Below are 14,132 nucleotides of genomic sequence, written 5' to 3' on the forward strand. Positions count from 1 at the left end.
TTAGCAAAGTGTTTTTAAATTGTTTTAATTTGATGTTGGTTGTGCGTAAAAAACAAACAATAAATGTCAAAATTGCGATGTAAATTTTATTTGATACCTAACGAGAAGGATGGGAATAAAATGGATCAGTTACTATCAACAGACATGGATCTCAGTTCCGCCGAAACAGATCAACGGATCCATGATCTCTCAGGACAAAAGCAAAGTGGTCTTGCCTGGGTCAAGGCGAATGTGAAGGAAATTAATGACTGGGTTGACCGCGACGGGTTCGCGTTGCTTCGCGGTCTCAACATCGTCAGCACCAATCAGTTCAGCACAATATTGGAAACGATTTTTGGTGAGCAGTTAAGCCAGTATATCTATCGCTCTTCCCCTCGCACTGCACTGCGCAACAACATCTACACCACCACTGAATATCACGCCGATCAGGTGATCCTGCAACACAACGAAAATGCTTATTCAAATTGCTGGCCAATGCGAATGGGCTTTTTCTGTGTTGTACCGGCTAAAACCGGGGGAGACACGCCACTTGCTGACAGCCGTGAAGTTTATAAACAGCTGCCAGAAGCGTTAAGAAATCGCTTTGAAGAGCGCGGCATTATGTATGTGCGCAACTATGGGGACATAGATTTGCCCTGGCAAGAGGTGTTCCAGACTCAAAGCCGTGACGATGTGGAAGCCTACTGTTGGAAAAATGACATCCAGTGCGAATGGTTTAACGATGGCAGGTTACAGACTCGTCAGTTCAGGCCTGCGGTGATGACGCATCCGCAAACGGGTGAAAAGGTTTGGTTTAACCAGGCACACTTGTTTCATTGCTCTGCTGTTGACACTGAAATGCCCGACAGCATTGGTGCTGATTATTTACCGCGTAACGCTTATTACGGCGATGGCGGTGAGATTGCGAAACAAGATATTGATGTCATCAACCAGGTCTATCGCGATCTGACGTTTTCTTACCCCTGGCAGCGCAACGATATTTTGCTGCTGGACAACATGCTGTATACCCACGGCCGTCAGGCCTATACAGGTACTCGTAAGGTACTGGTGGGAATGGCAAAAGCTGCGCGTTAAGGCGCGCAAAATGGGGTTTGTTAGTGGTGCGGCGGTTGACAAACAGAGTAGTCAAATTTGAGGAATCCAAACAATGAAATGGTTAAACCCTTCAAGGCTGAATATCATGGTGATGTGCCTGATCAGCTTAGCCCTGGCATCGTGTCTGCAAAACAAAAGTACTGCGAAAGATACTACGATCACCGCATCACAAATTGAAATGATAGATACGTCTGTCAGGCAATATTGTGATGCCATGGTGTTTTTCGGGACTATTTATATCACTTCTGTAGACAAAGTGGTTTATGAATACCACTGTGGTCCGCAAAACATGCAGTATAACGTGGATAACACGGTTAAATCTAAGTACCGGATTGGCTCAAATACCAAAGCGTTTGCTGCTGCGATCCTGATGCGGATGCTCGAAGGGAAGGACCTCAGAGTTGAAACCGTTGGCGATCATCTGCCCTGGTATCCTAAAAACCAGTGTGCAGACGTGACTTTGCACAACCTGTTGGCCATGTCGTCAGGGATCCCGAATTACAGTGATAACGAAGAAGTTTATAACGACTGGGGCTGGCGTCCTTATCTGTACGACGAAACCCTTAACCTGAATGGCCCGGAAGGGTTTGGCAATCGTTTTTGTACCTGTGAAGAGCAAGGCGGGCAGCCGTCTTTTAGTCAGGGTAGCAAGTACGAATACAGTAACTGTAACTATTACCTGGTTGGCAACATCATTGAGCAGCTTGCAGCGGGTACCCAGGGTGACATCGACCGCAGTTTTTGGTTCAGCAATATCCTCAAAGAACAGATCCTCGATCCACTGGACATGAGCGAAAGTGGCTCGTTTAGTGCCATAGGTATCTACTCGGATATGACAACAGGGTACATCTACAAAGATAACCAGTATTTACCACTGGCCAATGGCCGCCCGCCAGCAACTGGGGGTCCTGCGCCGTATGAAGACATTCTGGTGAACCCTTACAGCAATCCGCTCGTGCTTTACTCAGCCGGTGATATGTATTCAACCGTGGAAGATATGCACAAATGGGATCAGGGTTTATATACCAACAAAATACTCAATGAAGCCCAGAAGCTGGCTGCATTTGCACCTTATTCCAACACCGGTAGCTCCTCATCGTGTGAATACTATGGTTATGGCTGGTTTGTGACCTATATAGACCCAAACCAGTACGGCAAAGTCGCGGATTGTCCGGATGACCCAAGTGAAACAAACCTCAGAAAATACGAAAAATTCTTACAGTATTCAGGCAGCTATCCGTACTCGTGGGTGACCAGTTTCAACCGCCTGTTGGAGCGCGATCAGAACGTAATGGTATTCAGTAATTACGTTAAAACGGGCACCGAGTCGGATTGTATTGCGCAGGAAATTCGCAACATCATCTTTTATAGCGATAAGCACCGTACCGAAGCGTGTCAAACGGTGTTGGATGAAGCGTAAAAGTGAATGGGGCCGTTCTGCATTCTGACACCTGCACCTGATGCGGGATCTGCGAACAGGCGACACATTCAGGAAGCAATTGGAGCGGAACGATGGTTCCAGTGCAAACAAAGATAAAGCAGTGAGTAACGGCAGTTTTGTATCGTATCCATTGCATTTTAAACGAATTTACTTGCTGTGTTTTAGGACATGGAAAGTGAAAAAGGGCAAGTTAGGGTCTAGGCTTTACCTGACTTGGTGGGTTTAACAACTGTTTATGCCAACTGAATTTTTAACGACGTTGGTACAATTCCAATCATAGAGGAAAAAACATGACAGCGACAAAAACAGCGAAGGATGACAAGGCCACAACGGCTGCTGGCGCTGCTCCACAGCAGGAATCAGCAAATGTTGAGGTTGAGAATCGCGAAGCCGTAGCGCGCATTATTGTCGACAAGTACACCAAATGGTCTTTCGGTACGGGTTTGATCCCAGTACCAGCCATCGATTTGGTGGCCTTGACTGGTGTACAAATCAAGATGATCAGTGAGATTGCTCAGGTATATGGCCAATCTTATAGCGACAATAAGATCCGCGGTACGGTAAGTGCGGTGATTGGCGGCTCATTCCCACAGTCTTTGGGCGGTGCAGGACTTAGCAGTTTCTTAAAGTCGGTACCAATCATTGGCACGCTTAGCGCACTCGCATTTATGCCAGTGGTATCAGCTGCATCTACAAATGCAGTAGGTTCTACGTTTATCCGACACTTCGAAAACGGCGGCACTTTGCTAGATCTTAATCTGGCAAGCATTAAGGGAGACATCTCTGAAATTGCTGCTAAGTATCGAAAAGATAAAGGCAACAGCACTCAAGACAACCAAGCTACAGCGTAAGTTGAGAGGCTAAAACACAAATAAACCAACGGCGTGTCTGTTGGTTTATTTGCTCATCGGTTAATTGGAACTGCTTGTCAGTTAAGAGGAGCAAATTATGTTAGTTACTTTGTATCTGGTGCTATGTGTACTTTCTGGTTACTGGGGACGCAATACCTTTGCCGGTCCAGTTGGGTTTTTCTTTATTGGCCTGGTATTCACGCCACTGGTGAGCTTACTGGTACTATTGCTTGCCAAAACACGTCTGGCAGAGCCAAGAGAAGCGGAGGAATAACAGAAAATCCGGCATTGCCTAAATTCACTATTTGATTGTGACCAAAAAACAGGCAAGCTAAAAACCAGAGGATGTAGATCCTCAAGATAAGATAACAAGGATTGCAGTTCTGACTGCGTCGTAGCGCTCAGTATTATGACCAGTGGCGGACTTTCAGGCCACTGGTAACACAATGAAAAGACAATAAAAATGGTATTATACGATTTAATAAGTCGAAACATTAAAATTAAAAAAAGGACCTTTGTATTACTCGGTTGTATCTCTGGCCTTGCCAATGCACTGGTGCTTGCTCTTATCAACAACGTGGCAGAAAACATTTCTGATATCCACAAAGAAAACCATGTATTTTACTACCTGGTGCTCTTTACCCTGACGGTGTTGATCTACGGATTAACCCAGCAGAGGTTAATGACTAAAGCTGCTAAAATGGTCGAAAAGTCCATTGATCATATGCGGGTTGAGTTATTCGAATCGGTTCGGCATACCGAACTCTCGACGCTTGAAAAAATTGGTAAGGAGCGAATTTTTAATACGCTCAGTAAAGAGCTGCAAACCATTTCTCAGTCTGCTCAGCTCTTTGTGATCATTGGTCAGTCTATCAGTCTGGTGTTTTTCACCTCATTGTATATTGCTTATCACTCGGTGATGGCGTTTGTGGTTCTGAGTGTACTGATCATGTTGGGCGGCAGTATCCACCGCTTACGGGCCAATGAAATTCAGCGCAATATGGCGCAGGCATTTCAGAGCGAAAACCAGCTTATCCAGCGTTTGTCGGACTTGCTCGACGGTTTTAAAGAAGTAAAACTGAGCGCACCGAGAGCAGACGACCTGGAACACGAGTTTTCTCTATCTTCTGGCAAGGCGCGGCGCGCACAAACAGTGACCAAAACGTTGTTTGCGACCGACTTTGTCCTTTCTCAGATAACCTTTTTCGCCGCGACCGGTGCAATGGTGTTTTTTGTTCCTGTGTTATCAGACGTTTATCCGGAAGTGGTCATCAAGGTGACGACGGCCTCGTTGTTTTTAATCGGTCCGATCACCAGTATTGTGGGTGGTATTCCAGTGTTCACCACAGCGACGGAAGCGGCGCAAAATGTATTGACGCTTGAGGCAGACCTTAAACGGGAGCAAGCTGAAAATACAGTACGGCGCAATACCCAGGTACAATCCATTGATAGCTTTGAGGAGTTAAGGCTTGAGGGCGCGTATTATCAGCATAATCGTAAGCCTGGCGACAGACCCTTCTTTGTCGGGCCGGTCGACTTAACGGTTAAAAGAGGACAAATTACCTTTATTACGGGTGGTAACGGCAGCGGTAAAACCACGTTTATTCGTATGTTAACCGGTTTATATGAGCTTCAGGCCGGACAAATCTTCCTGGATGGGCGGGCGGTTCACGACGCTGAACGAGAGAGCTTCCGCAGTATTTTTACCTCGGTCTTTGCGGATTTCCATTTGTTTAAACAGCTCTATGGGATCAAGACAACGTCTCAGGAAGATATCGATGAATGGCTGACCTTTTTAGAAATGAACGCAAAGGTCAGTGTGATTGATGGAGAATTCAGTACCATAGACCTTTCTTCCGGGCAAAGAAAACGCCTGGCGCTACTCAGCACCATACTGGAAAATCGGCCGATTTATATCTTTGATGAATGGGCCGCCGATCAGGACCCAATATTCAGACGGAAATTCTATGAACAGGTATTGCCCAGACTCAAGGCTCGTGGCAACACGGTGATCGCAATTACACATGACGACGCCTATTTCCATCTGGCGGACGTGCATTTGAAGATGGTAGAAGGACAACTAATGGAACATCATGAAGTAGAAACAGATGGAGTACCGTCATGAATATAATCCTGCCTCCTGATCTGGCGCTCATAGGACTGGCGGCTGCCTGCCTGTTGATCCTTATTGCCAACCTGGTAATGCGGGCACTCAGGCGCTACAAGCCAGCATGGCGTAAACGCATATTATCCTGGCGCTTCAGAGCTGGCTTAACCCTATTAATCTGTTTGTTCTTAATCGTGGCATTGGTTCCGTTTATCTTTATCCGGGTTGACTCCGGTGAGGTCGCTGTATTGTGGAAACGTTTCGGTGGAGGTACCTATCTGGAACAGCATTTTAGCGAAGGTACTGTATTGGTGATGCCCTGGGATAAGCTGATAATTTACAATGGACGCTTCCAGACCGCACATGAAAGCATAGATGCGATCACCAAAGAGGGACTCAGGATCACACTCAATGTCACGGTCAGGTATCGCCCGGTCATTGAGCATGTTCCTTATTTGCATCAGCTGGTTGGGCCAAAGTATTTGGAAGAAATGGTCCTGCCAGAGGTTGCATCTGCGGTGCGAATGATAGTGTCACGATTCCGTGCCGAAGAGGTATATAGTCATCAACGTTTAGAAATCCAAAAACAGCTTCTTGATGATGTACTTGATGAGTTACACATACAAGAAGAAACGATTTTGGAGCAAAGTACACACATGAAAGATGGTCATGCCTTAGTTAATCTGGACGATATGCTCATTAAGCGAGTCGATGTTCCAGATAAAGTGCATGAGGCGATTATTTCTAAGGTGAACCAAAGCTATCTGAATGAGGAATACGCGATGCGGCTGGAAGTAGCAAAGAAAGAAGCGCAGCGTAAGAAGACAGAAGCACAGGGGATTGCCGATTTTCAGGAAACTGTGTCGGGTGGTATTTCGGAAACTTATCTGAGATGGCGCGGTATTGAAGCGACCATTGAGCTGGCAAAATCAAACAATGCCAAAGTGGTTGTGATTGGTAGTGGTAAAGATGGATTGCCGTTGATCCTGAACACGGAAAGCAGCTTGAATGGCTCAGCAGCCAACCTAGTTCAGGAAGCAGCCAAAGTGGTTAAAGCCGAGGAAGCGACAAAGCCTGTGCCTGACTACGTAAACAGTGTGATTAAACCAGGTGAGCCTATGAGTATACATCATATGAGCTCAGCAAAATCTGGGGAACCATTGCACAAGTGATAGTATCTGCCTCATCTTTGCGTCGGTATGGCATATCAATGGAGCCCGTATTGAGTACCAGATGATGTAAAGCTGGGCAGAGTCGCAATAGATGTGATGACATTAATGTAAAGCCTGTGCTGTATGGTTGTCCTGGTCTTTGAAACTGGATTGCACGTAAAAATATCCGCCAGCCGACACCGGGATAGTTAAATAATCGTGCAATCACCTCTGGCTAAGCTATTCGCCTCTCCGTCATCCCGGCCTTAGAGCCGGGAACTACCTACAAACGACTTGATATGCCAGATACCCATAGAGGTTTCGTTGCCTGTCGCTCTCGTAAAGGGGCTTTACATTTTTTCAGGTCAGGTGTGTAGAGCGGCGAGTTGAGGGCAACAGCAGCAAGGAAAGCACAAGCGTGTTATGGAGGGTGGCAGAAATGGTTGATGACATGAGAGGAACACTTTGCCTCTAAAATCAGGGCACTCAGTGTGCCCTGTACGTAACCGGTTTATCTTGGGTTACAGGTATTCACTGGGTAGTAAGAAAAGTATGGGCAACCTTTCTGGACTCTGGTTGGCGGAATAGCCGTTGCGCCACCAGCGATCATTGGTGTTTGATCTGAATTCAGCGCGTTTTTATTGCCGAGGTTTTTTAGGTTCTTTTTACTTAGTTGTAACTTCATGGGGAACTCCTTCTTCTGTTTATAAAATGTTCAGCAATATTGTTCGCACAAAGTACACCAAGTGTAAATTGAAAGAATTTAATGTATGAATTTTGTAAATTTGAAATAAGGTTTCATTCAGTGAGTTGAGTTTCAGCGTGGCATCTCATAATGTGCCGTTCTCTGTATGATTTTAACGCGCTGTCTTTACACAGAGTTGGCCTAATAAAGAGGTTTTTGCCATATCCATATTTTGTTCTTATTTCTTGGTTAATCTTTCGGGACGGTCTGAGGGAGCATTGTCTGCTTATGAATCGAGCTGTTACTGGCGGTAATTACCAGCGCAGAGTTATTTTGCGCAGTAGTAAATATTCCGGGTGGGGATACTTTGCATTTTTATGCGTCTGACAGTCCTAGTTTGATGGTTTATTTAGCCTGGATTTTTAGGGTAAATAGAATAAATAAGTCTAGTCACTGGCCAGGGTAGCCTGAAAAGGTGGTCAGTATAAAAGACTGTAATTGAGAGTACTTGTATCAAGGCACACAGGATGTGCCTTTTTTATTCTCTGGCTCCTGAGCTATTATTAACAAGCCCATCTTTTTTCATCGTACTATCGATTATTGGCGTGCTAAATTTAAGCAATGCCCTCATGTTATGATTTTTTGACCTCCATCGTTTCCTGCACTCCCTTGTTGGGGAGTTATAAATATCGGGTTTCAGGCGTATATTTCTATGAGCTTAAACGGACAACCCGAAACACCTTTAGACTACTTAATAACAAAGTAAGGTTAATATTGGGTAATTAAGCGCTTTTGACTGCAAATCACTGGCAATATCGCCATAGAAGTGACAGTTTGAACACCAGCGCAGCAATGCTGTTTCTAGGTAAGAGCAGGTATGAATGAAGGCCGCTGAAAAATAAAGTTATTAAACATGGAGCAAAAAGGGCCTTTAGTAACCGCGCTAATTCGCCTTTAGTAACGAGTGCTGAATACATGGTAGTTATCTTGAGTTGTCTACGCTATATAGGGGATGGCCGCAATGAGAGAGTCATTCTGGTATTACTGCCAGAATAGTTAGCTTAGTGAACTCCATACAGTTTTAGACGTACTTATTGCACGTGCATGGAACTTCGGGTTTTTGCGAGAGTCGAAAGCTTACATTGGAAAAGTACTGAAGTGAGAGATTAGCGCAGTCTGATGCCAAGCTAAACTGGGTGCTGGTTATTGCGAACCAGCAACCTTGCAGATAGTCAGTCTGGGGTTTTATTACAGGACTTAGTATTGATAATCCGGCTAAGTAAATTGAGCGTCAAGAAGCAGGCCAACCACAGGTGATATACACTGGGTTGGCCTCTTTTTTATGGGATGAGCAAACTTTGCTTTGCTTTAAGTACTGCCTCAGTTCTGTTCGCTGCACCTAGTTGACTAAGGATCTGGCTAACCAGCTCTTTAACTCTGTCTTTAGATACTTGCATCAGTTCGGATATTTCCGGGTTAGTCATCCCTTTAGCCATATACAGCAAACACTCGCTGCTTTTTGGCGTTAAGGAGGGTCGCATAAATAAGTAGTCCGGGCACTCTTTGATTATTCTGGGGATCAGAGTAAGTGTGATATCACTCAAAATCGCACTATGTTGATGATATGCAGATTTTATTTCATCGTTTGATTGGCTGGAGAAGAAATTTACCAACACAATAGCGCCGCCATAATGAACCGGTATTGCTATGCCGCCATTGATTTTCTCCTCAGCTAACAGGCTGCCTAACGTTTTTGGCGCAAGCGTTTCGTTGTAGTAGTCGTGAGTGCTCCAAAGACGCGGCGCCAGTGTTTGCTGGCAGTAGTGGATCAGGTCATCCGAAAAACAATGCCCATCCGTAAAGTAAGCGCGAAGAAATTGTTTGGAACAAGTAGAAAGATACCTGAAAACTGGTTCTGTGCCATTCACCCCAACAATGAGAAACTGGTCCATGCCTAGGGGTTCTGAAAATCGGCTTAAAGCGGTCGTGATGGCTGTCTCCGGATACAATGCAAACGTATCTGAGTGGCTGATTTTGTTACCTGAGTAATCCATATAAACTCCTGTGTGCTTTTTTGTTATGTCGCAGGTTCTGTTTTCTTGTTCTGCACCTTTAAGCTAGTGAGTTTTTAGATCTATCCGTTATGAGAAAAGCGACACTGAGCACTGTAAAAGCGACATATATAATTATTAGTATATAAAACAATAATTTGAAGGGGGTTTGTGACGGGTATGGAAACGATTTTTGTGTTTGATTATTGTGCAAACTAAAAAGCTCGCACATTTTTTGACAAATTCTGTTGGCAAATTTTTAACAATTTGGTTGACTGTACCTGTTAAAGGTTATAGAAAGTAATTACGCATTTTACAGTAAGGACGTAAGGGCAATAATGCTAAAAAGGACCTTGGCAATTATCTTATTCTTTATCATTCAGTGCCATGTACAGGCGCGCGAGGTGTCCCAGCCCAGGCTGCATCTTCAATCCATCGACAAACTCGATATGGTCACCATTATAAACTCTGTTTCACAAGACAGTCAGGGCTATTTGTGGATCAGTGGTACGTCTGGTGTATTGAGGTTTGATGGGTATCAGTCCATATTCTACCCGCACCCGCTTGCAAGAAAAGTGGTTGAAGACGCTCAGGGGCGCAGGTGGTTGCTGACAGGCCATGGTTTGTATCTACATAATGACCAGCAGGACAGTTTCATGCCTTATATGGATACGCTGCGTCAACAGGCTCCTAAAGGCACACGTCTGTTCAAGGATAGCTTTCTTTCTGTCCGTACCATGGATAATGATGCTTTCAGGCCGGCTGCTTTATATCAGGATAGCCTGGATAGGTTTTGGCTTGTGGGCGATGATGGTCAGTTAGTCCATTTTTCTGTTGATGAAGATGCCTATCAGTTATATGACCTTCACAGTTCAGGGGTTAAACACAACCTCCGCTTTAGTGTCACCCTGTATAAAGATGCCCCTTTGTTTATCTCTAAGCTTGGCGAAGTGTTCAGGTTTGAAAAATCCACTGGCACTTTTATTAAACTGTGGCAAAACAGTGTACTTGCCGATACTCGAATCGTCACTACCGGACCTGATAACGCTTTATATGCTGTATCTGAACAAGGTTTTTTCAGGCTCGAACAGCCTGACTCCAGACAGCCTTCTCTGATCCGTTTTAGTGATATTGATCACCATGCGGTTACTTCTGTGCGTTCAGGAAGACATGCGGTTTATTTGGGAACTGGCTCTGAGCTTATCGTATTAGACTCTAATGACAGAGTGAGCCGGGTTAGCAAGTATCACTCTGATGCGCAAATGCAGCAAATATTCCTGATAAGTAATGTATTTGATGATCAAGGTACAGTCTGGCTTGCAACCAGTCGCGCTATATTTGAAGTGGAACTCAAACACGCCAGTGACTCAGCCGATGAAATTTCTGCCGTAATCCAGAAGCCTAATATCGATGGCCTGCAGTTTGATGAAGACGATAATCTGTGGTTTGTAAGCCTGAGCCGTGTATACGTAAAGTACAAAGGCCATGCAGAATCCGAACGTGTATATCTGGATCCAGTTCAGCCGGAACTCGATGTACACACTGTTTATGCCGGGCGAAGCGGAACACTGTGGTTTGGTGCATCATCTGCCTTATATCGGCTCGAAAAGGGCGCTTCCTCTGCAACCAGGGTCAGTGTGCCACCCGTCAATGCGGGTAACGATTTTGAGATAAGAGATATAGAACAATCGGAAAATGGTCATTTATGGTTGCTGACCTTTCAAGGGGTCGTAGAGTACGACCCACACACTGAGCGGCGGGTGTCCTTTTTACCTGGGCATTTTAAAAACCTGAAAAAAGGTAGTAATGACGAAGTTTTGGCTTGCGGCTTTGAAATATACTTATTAGGTCAAGGCGCACCGGCTAAGATTAAATTACAGATACCGAAAAGTAATAAGAAGCTTGTTGTTTATGACGTCGATATTGACCCTAAAGGGCGATTATGGGCAGCCACCTCTTATGGGTTATTCCTCCACGACTTGCAAGCCAAGCGCACACAACAGCTTGATCTGAACGGTGTATATCCCAATGTAGTGTTTGCATTTATTTATCGAGATCGCGCAGAGCACGTCTGGCTGGCCGATATGGCTAATTTGTACAAAGTTTCGTCAGATACACTGCAGGTGCTGTATTCAACTCCATTTAAGCGCCTGAGTATAGGGGCAAAAACATATGACAGCGCGTCTGAATCCGGGGCTGGAACCTTATATCTGGGTGGTATAAATGGGATTGCCGCATTATCCAACACACAAGCCATGGTGCCTTATGGCGTGCATATAAGCAGAGTAAATGTTCAGGGCGAGCCCTATGCAGTGTATCAGGATGAACAGCATTCAGAAAATACAATTCTGCCAGGCAGATGGTTCAACAGTGCCCAGAGAAATTTTAAGTTTGAGTTCGTTAATATCAAACGGGACCGGAACGTTGATGTGTATTATCAATATCGTTTGCTGGGCTTTGATAAGAACTGGACGGAAGCAGAGCAAACGCAACGCAGTGCTACTTACACTAACTTGCCGCCGGGTATATACAAGTTTGTGATTAGAAGCAGGGCGATTTCGAGTGACTGGACTGAGTCGCACTTTGAATTTGAAATCGCAACGCCCTGGTATTTAACTGGCTGGGCTTTCACACTCTATGCTTTTGGCTTTGTGTTGTTGACCGGTCTTCTCCTGTTTGCCAGAACATACCAACTGAGGCGACGTAACCTGCACCTGGAAGAGCTGGTACTGTCCCGCACCAAAGAGATAGATCAAAAGCGTGCACAAATTGCCAGTTTGATGGAAAGTAAAAATGTGTTTTTTGGCAACGTATCCCACGAACTGCGAACGCCGCTGGCTGTGATCATGTTGCCAATTAAAAGTATGTTGAAGCAGGAAAATAATGACGGCAGTAGAAAATGGCATGCTGCCTATTCACAAGCTTTGAGACTGGAAAAGCTCATCGACAACCTGATCCGCTATGCCAGAAAAGATGATGCCTCCCCGTTTGAAAATCATCAATTTACTGCCAAAGACGTGCTGCTAAAGCAGGCTCATGCGTTTGAGCTGCTCGCTAATGAGAAACAGATCCGTTATGAAGTAACACACACTTTGGATGCACAGGAAGTATTGCTGAACGAAGCGGACTTTGAACAGATAGTGACAAACTTACTGTCTAACGCTGTAAAATATACCCCTGTAAAAGGCGAGATTAATGTGCAAGCGCATCAGTGCGGCGGGTTCCTGCAACTCGTGTTTACTAACTCCGGGCCCGGTATTCGTAAATCCTTACAGGCCGATGTGTTTAAACGATATGTGCGGGGAGAGCACAGTGAAATAGTCGGGCAGGGCATTGGTCTGTCTGTGGTTCATCAGCTAGTAAGCGACTGTGGAGGAGAGATAGTACTGAGCAGCGAGCCCGGAAAAGGGTGTCAGTTTACCCTCACGATCCCTGTTTATAGTGAAGCTTCGGCGCAAGCTTCAGACAGCAGAATTCAAACAGAAGCAAAAGCTCAGCTTCAGGTGACTGACCAACCTGAGTCTAATGCCCGCGTGTTGATTGTAGAAGATAACCCACAGCTGAGAATGATGCTTAAAGAGTCTTTATCTGTGTGGTTTGATTGCACTGTCGCCTGCGATGGAGAGCAAGGCTTGTCGCAAGCAAAATCCGACCTACCTGATCTTATTATCAGTGATGTGATGATGCCAAAAATGTCCGGGCTGGAGATGCTGCGAGAGATTAAGCAGGATGACACAACGAGTCATATTCCCGTGATATTGCTAACAGCAAAAGAGGATGACGATAGCCGTATTCTGGGGTTCGAAGCAGAAGCAGATGATTACATGGGTAAACCCTGTGATCTTGATGTACTGAGGCATAGAGTGGAAAACTTGATTAAAGGGCGCAAAAAGCTGGCGCGGTTGTTTGCAGATCAGATCCTACGCAGCCCGTCTCAGGCAAGTGCGCTTAGCGATACAAAGCGACTCCCCTTTATTGATAAAATTCAACAAGTGATTGCACAAAATTACCAGGACCCCAATTTTGATACTGAGAGTATGGCCAGTCACGTGTTTTTGAGTGTGCGACAGCTACAGCGCAAAACCCGAAATCTGACTGGGCTATCGCCAAATGCTCTGCTCAGGCAATATCGTTTAGAGCAAGCTCGTACGCAGTTACAAGCAGGCGCTTTAGTCGCAGAGGTTGCCTACCAGGTCGGGTTTTCATCTCCTGCTTATTTCAGTAGTTGCTTTAAGGCTGAGTTTAATATGTCTCCGCAGCATTACTCAAAGCAGTATGAAAAAGAGTCTCAGACTTGAGACGACCAAACGTAAAAAAGGCACAATGTGTGCCTTTTTTATCTGACTAACTTATCGTTCTAACCTGGCTCTTTGTTTACCACCAATCTTCCTGACATGTTGTAATATTAGACCCTGTTGCATGTGGTTTGCCATTTAGGTTGTCTGCCGCTCCTCCCTGTACCAGCGGTGTTAATTGTGCATTCATTGCTTGATTGCCTGAAAGTTTCTTCATCTTTTTTGTTTTTAGAGTGAGTTTCATAATTGTCTCCATGTTGTTATGTCACCGGAGATCACTGTTACACTTTCGAAGCCGCATGTAAATGGCCAAGTTACCAAAATAAGTACATATTACTCCCCCCATCTGGGGAGTGTGTTTTATCTCAAAAACGAGCTTAAGAATGAGGCGATTTGAGTGTAGTTTGGCTCCCTGAGGCATACTGTAAAGGGCGATTCAGGCAGTCCTTACATACC

The 14,132-nt window shown here is 45.1% G+C and carries 10 protein-coding genes; 7 read left to right on the forward strand and 3 right to left on the reverse strand.

The genetic code is table 11. The features are described from left to right. The first annotated feature begins 120 nt into the window (after nt 1-120). The 6 genes from QNM19_RS00700 (at nt 121) to QNM19_RS00725 (ending at nt 6,666) form a co-directional block, all read left to right on the forward strand. Nucleotides 121-1,074, forward strand: a complete 954-nt coding sequence (locus tag QNM19_RS00700) for a TauD/TfdA family dioxygenase (RefSeq protein ID WP_049864684.1) — start codon at nt 121-123, stop codon at nt 1,072-1,074. A gap of 73 nt (nt 1,075-1,147) precedes the next feature. Next, nucleotides 1,148-2,515, forward strand: coding sequence for a serine hydrolase domain-containing protein (locus QNM19_RS00705; protein WP_284026173.1), 1,368 nt, complete (start codon nt 1,148-1,150; stop codon nt 2,513-2,515). A 311-nt stretch (nt 2,516-2,826) separates the two neighbouring features. Further along, a complete protein-coding gene (locus QNM19_RS00710) occupies nt 2,827-3,387 on the forward strand; it encodes a YcjF family protein (RefSeq protein ID WP_010380848.1) in 561 nt (186 codons plus the stop codon). Nucleotides 3,388-3,484: 97 nt separating this feature from the next. Next, nucleotides 3,485-3,661 (forward strand): hypothetical protein, encoded by a 177-nt coding sequence (locus tag QNM19_RS00715; protein ID WP_164487838.1) that lies wholly within the window; start codon nt 3,485-3,487, stop codon nt 3,659-3,661. Nucleotides 3,662-3,850: 189 nt separating this feature from the next. Next, nucleotides 3,851-5,512 carry a cyclic peptide export ABC transporter gene (locus tag QNM19_RS00720; protein WP_284026174.1) on the forward strand — a complete coding sequence of 554 codons (1,662 nt, stop codon included), beginning with the start codon at nt 3,851-3,853 and terminating at the stop codon, nt 5,510-5,512. Further along, nucleotides 5,509-6,666, forward strand: coding sequence for a prohibitin family protein (locus QNM19_RS00725; protein ID WP_049865769.1), 1,158 nt, complete (start codon nt 5,509-5,511; stop codon nt 6,664-6,666). Before QNM19_RS00720 ends, QNM19_RS00725 begins: the two co-directional genes overlap by 4 nt. A 490-nt stretch (nt 6,667-7,156) precedes the next feature. Here QNM19_RS00725 and QNM19_RS00730 read toward each other — a convergent pair whose 3' ends face one another. Then, nucleotides 7,157-7,330 carry a hypothetical protein gene (locus tag QNM19_RS00730; protein ID WP_155946409.1) on the reverse strand — a complete coding sequence of 58 codons (174 nt, stop codon included), beginning with the start codon at nt 7,328-7,330 and terminating at the stop codon, nt 7,157-7,159. Between the two features lie 1,340 nt (nt 7,331-8,670). After that, nucleotides 8,671-9,384: a helix-turn-helix transcriptional regulator gene (locus QNM19_RS00735; RefSeq protein ID WP_284026175.1), complete on the reverse strand. Its 714-nt coding sequence runs from the start codon at nt 9,382-9,384 to the stop codon at nt 8,671-8,673. A gap of 335 nt (nt 9,385-9,719) precedes the next feature. Here QNM19_RS00735 and QNM19_RS00740 point away from each other — a divergent pair, with 335 nt between their 5' ends. Further along, complete coding sequence (locus tag QNM19_RS00740) at nt 9,720-13,679, forward strand: hybrid sensor histidine kinase/response regulator transcription factor (protein ID WP_284026176.1); 3,960 nt, start codon at nt 9,720-9,722, stop codon at nt 13,677-13,679. A gap of 76 nt (nt 13,680-13,755) precedes the next feature. Here the strand turns inward: QNM19_RS00740 and QNM19_RS00745 are convergent, their stop codons facing one another. Beyond that, the gene (locus QNM19_RS00745; RefSeq protein ID WP_156202405.1) at nt 13,756-13,920 is read right to left on the reverse strand and encodes a hypothetical protein; all 165 of its coding nucleotides are present in this window, start codon (nt 13,918-13,920) and stop codon (nt 13,756-13,758) included. Nucleotides 13,921-14,132: the final 212 nt, after the last annotated feature.

It is taken from the genome of Pseudoalteromonas ardens, assembly GCF_030125445.1.
In the GTDB taxonomy this organism is placed as follows: domain Bacteria; phylum Pseudomonadota; class Gammaproteobacteria; order Enterobacterales; family Alteromonadaceae; genus Pseudoalteromonas; species Pseudoalteromonas ardens.

Excerpts from the sequence above, each read along its gene's own strand:
- QNM19_RS00700 (WP_049864684.1), top strand. The coding sequence starts at position 121 with ATGGATCAGTTACTATCAACAGACATGGATCTCAGTTCCGCCGAAACA.
- QNM19_RS00705 (WP_284026173.1), top strand. The coding sequence starts at position 1,148 with ATGAAATGGTTAAACCCTTCAAGGCTGAATATCATGGTGATGTGCCTG.
- QNM19_RS00710 (WP_010380848.1), top strand. The coding sequence starts at position 2,827 with ATGACAGCGACAAAAACAGCGAAGGATGACAAGGCCACAACGGCTGCT.
- QNM19_RS00715 (WP_164487838.1), top strand. The coding sequence starts at position 3,485 with ATGTTAGTTACTTTGTATCTGGTGCTATGTGTACTTTCTGGTTACTGG.
- QNM19_RS00720 (WP_284026174.1), top strand. The coding sequence starts at position 3,851 with ATGGTATTATACGATTTAATAAGTCGAAACATTAAAATTAAAAAAAGG.
- QNM19_RS00725 (WP_049865769.1), top strand. The coding sequence starts at position 5,509 with ATGAATATAATCCTGCCTCCTGATCTGGCGCTCATAGGACTGGCGGCT.
- QNM19_RS00730 (WP_155946409.1), bottom strand. The coding sequence starts at position 7,330 with ATGAAGTTACAACTAAGTAAAAAGAACCTAAAAAACCTCGGCAATAAA.
- QNM19_RS00735 (WP_284026175.1), bottom strand. The coding sequence starts at position 9,384 with ATGGATTACTCAGGTAACAAAATCAGCCACTCAGATACGTTTGCATTG.
- QNM19_RS00740 (WP_284026176.1), top strand. The coding sequence starts at position 9,720 with ATGCTAAAAAGGACCTTGGCAATTATCTTATTCTTTATCATTCAGTGC.
- QNM19_RS00745 (WP_156202405.1), bottom strand. The coding sequence starts at position 13,920 with ATGAAACTCACTCTAAAAACAAAAAAGATGAAGAAACTTTCAGGCAAT.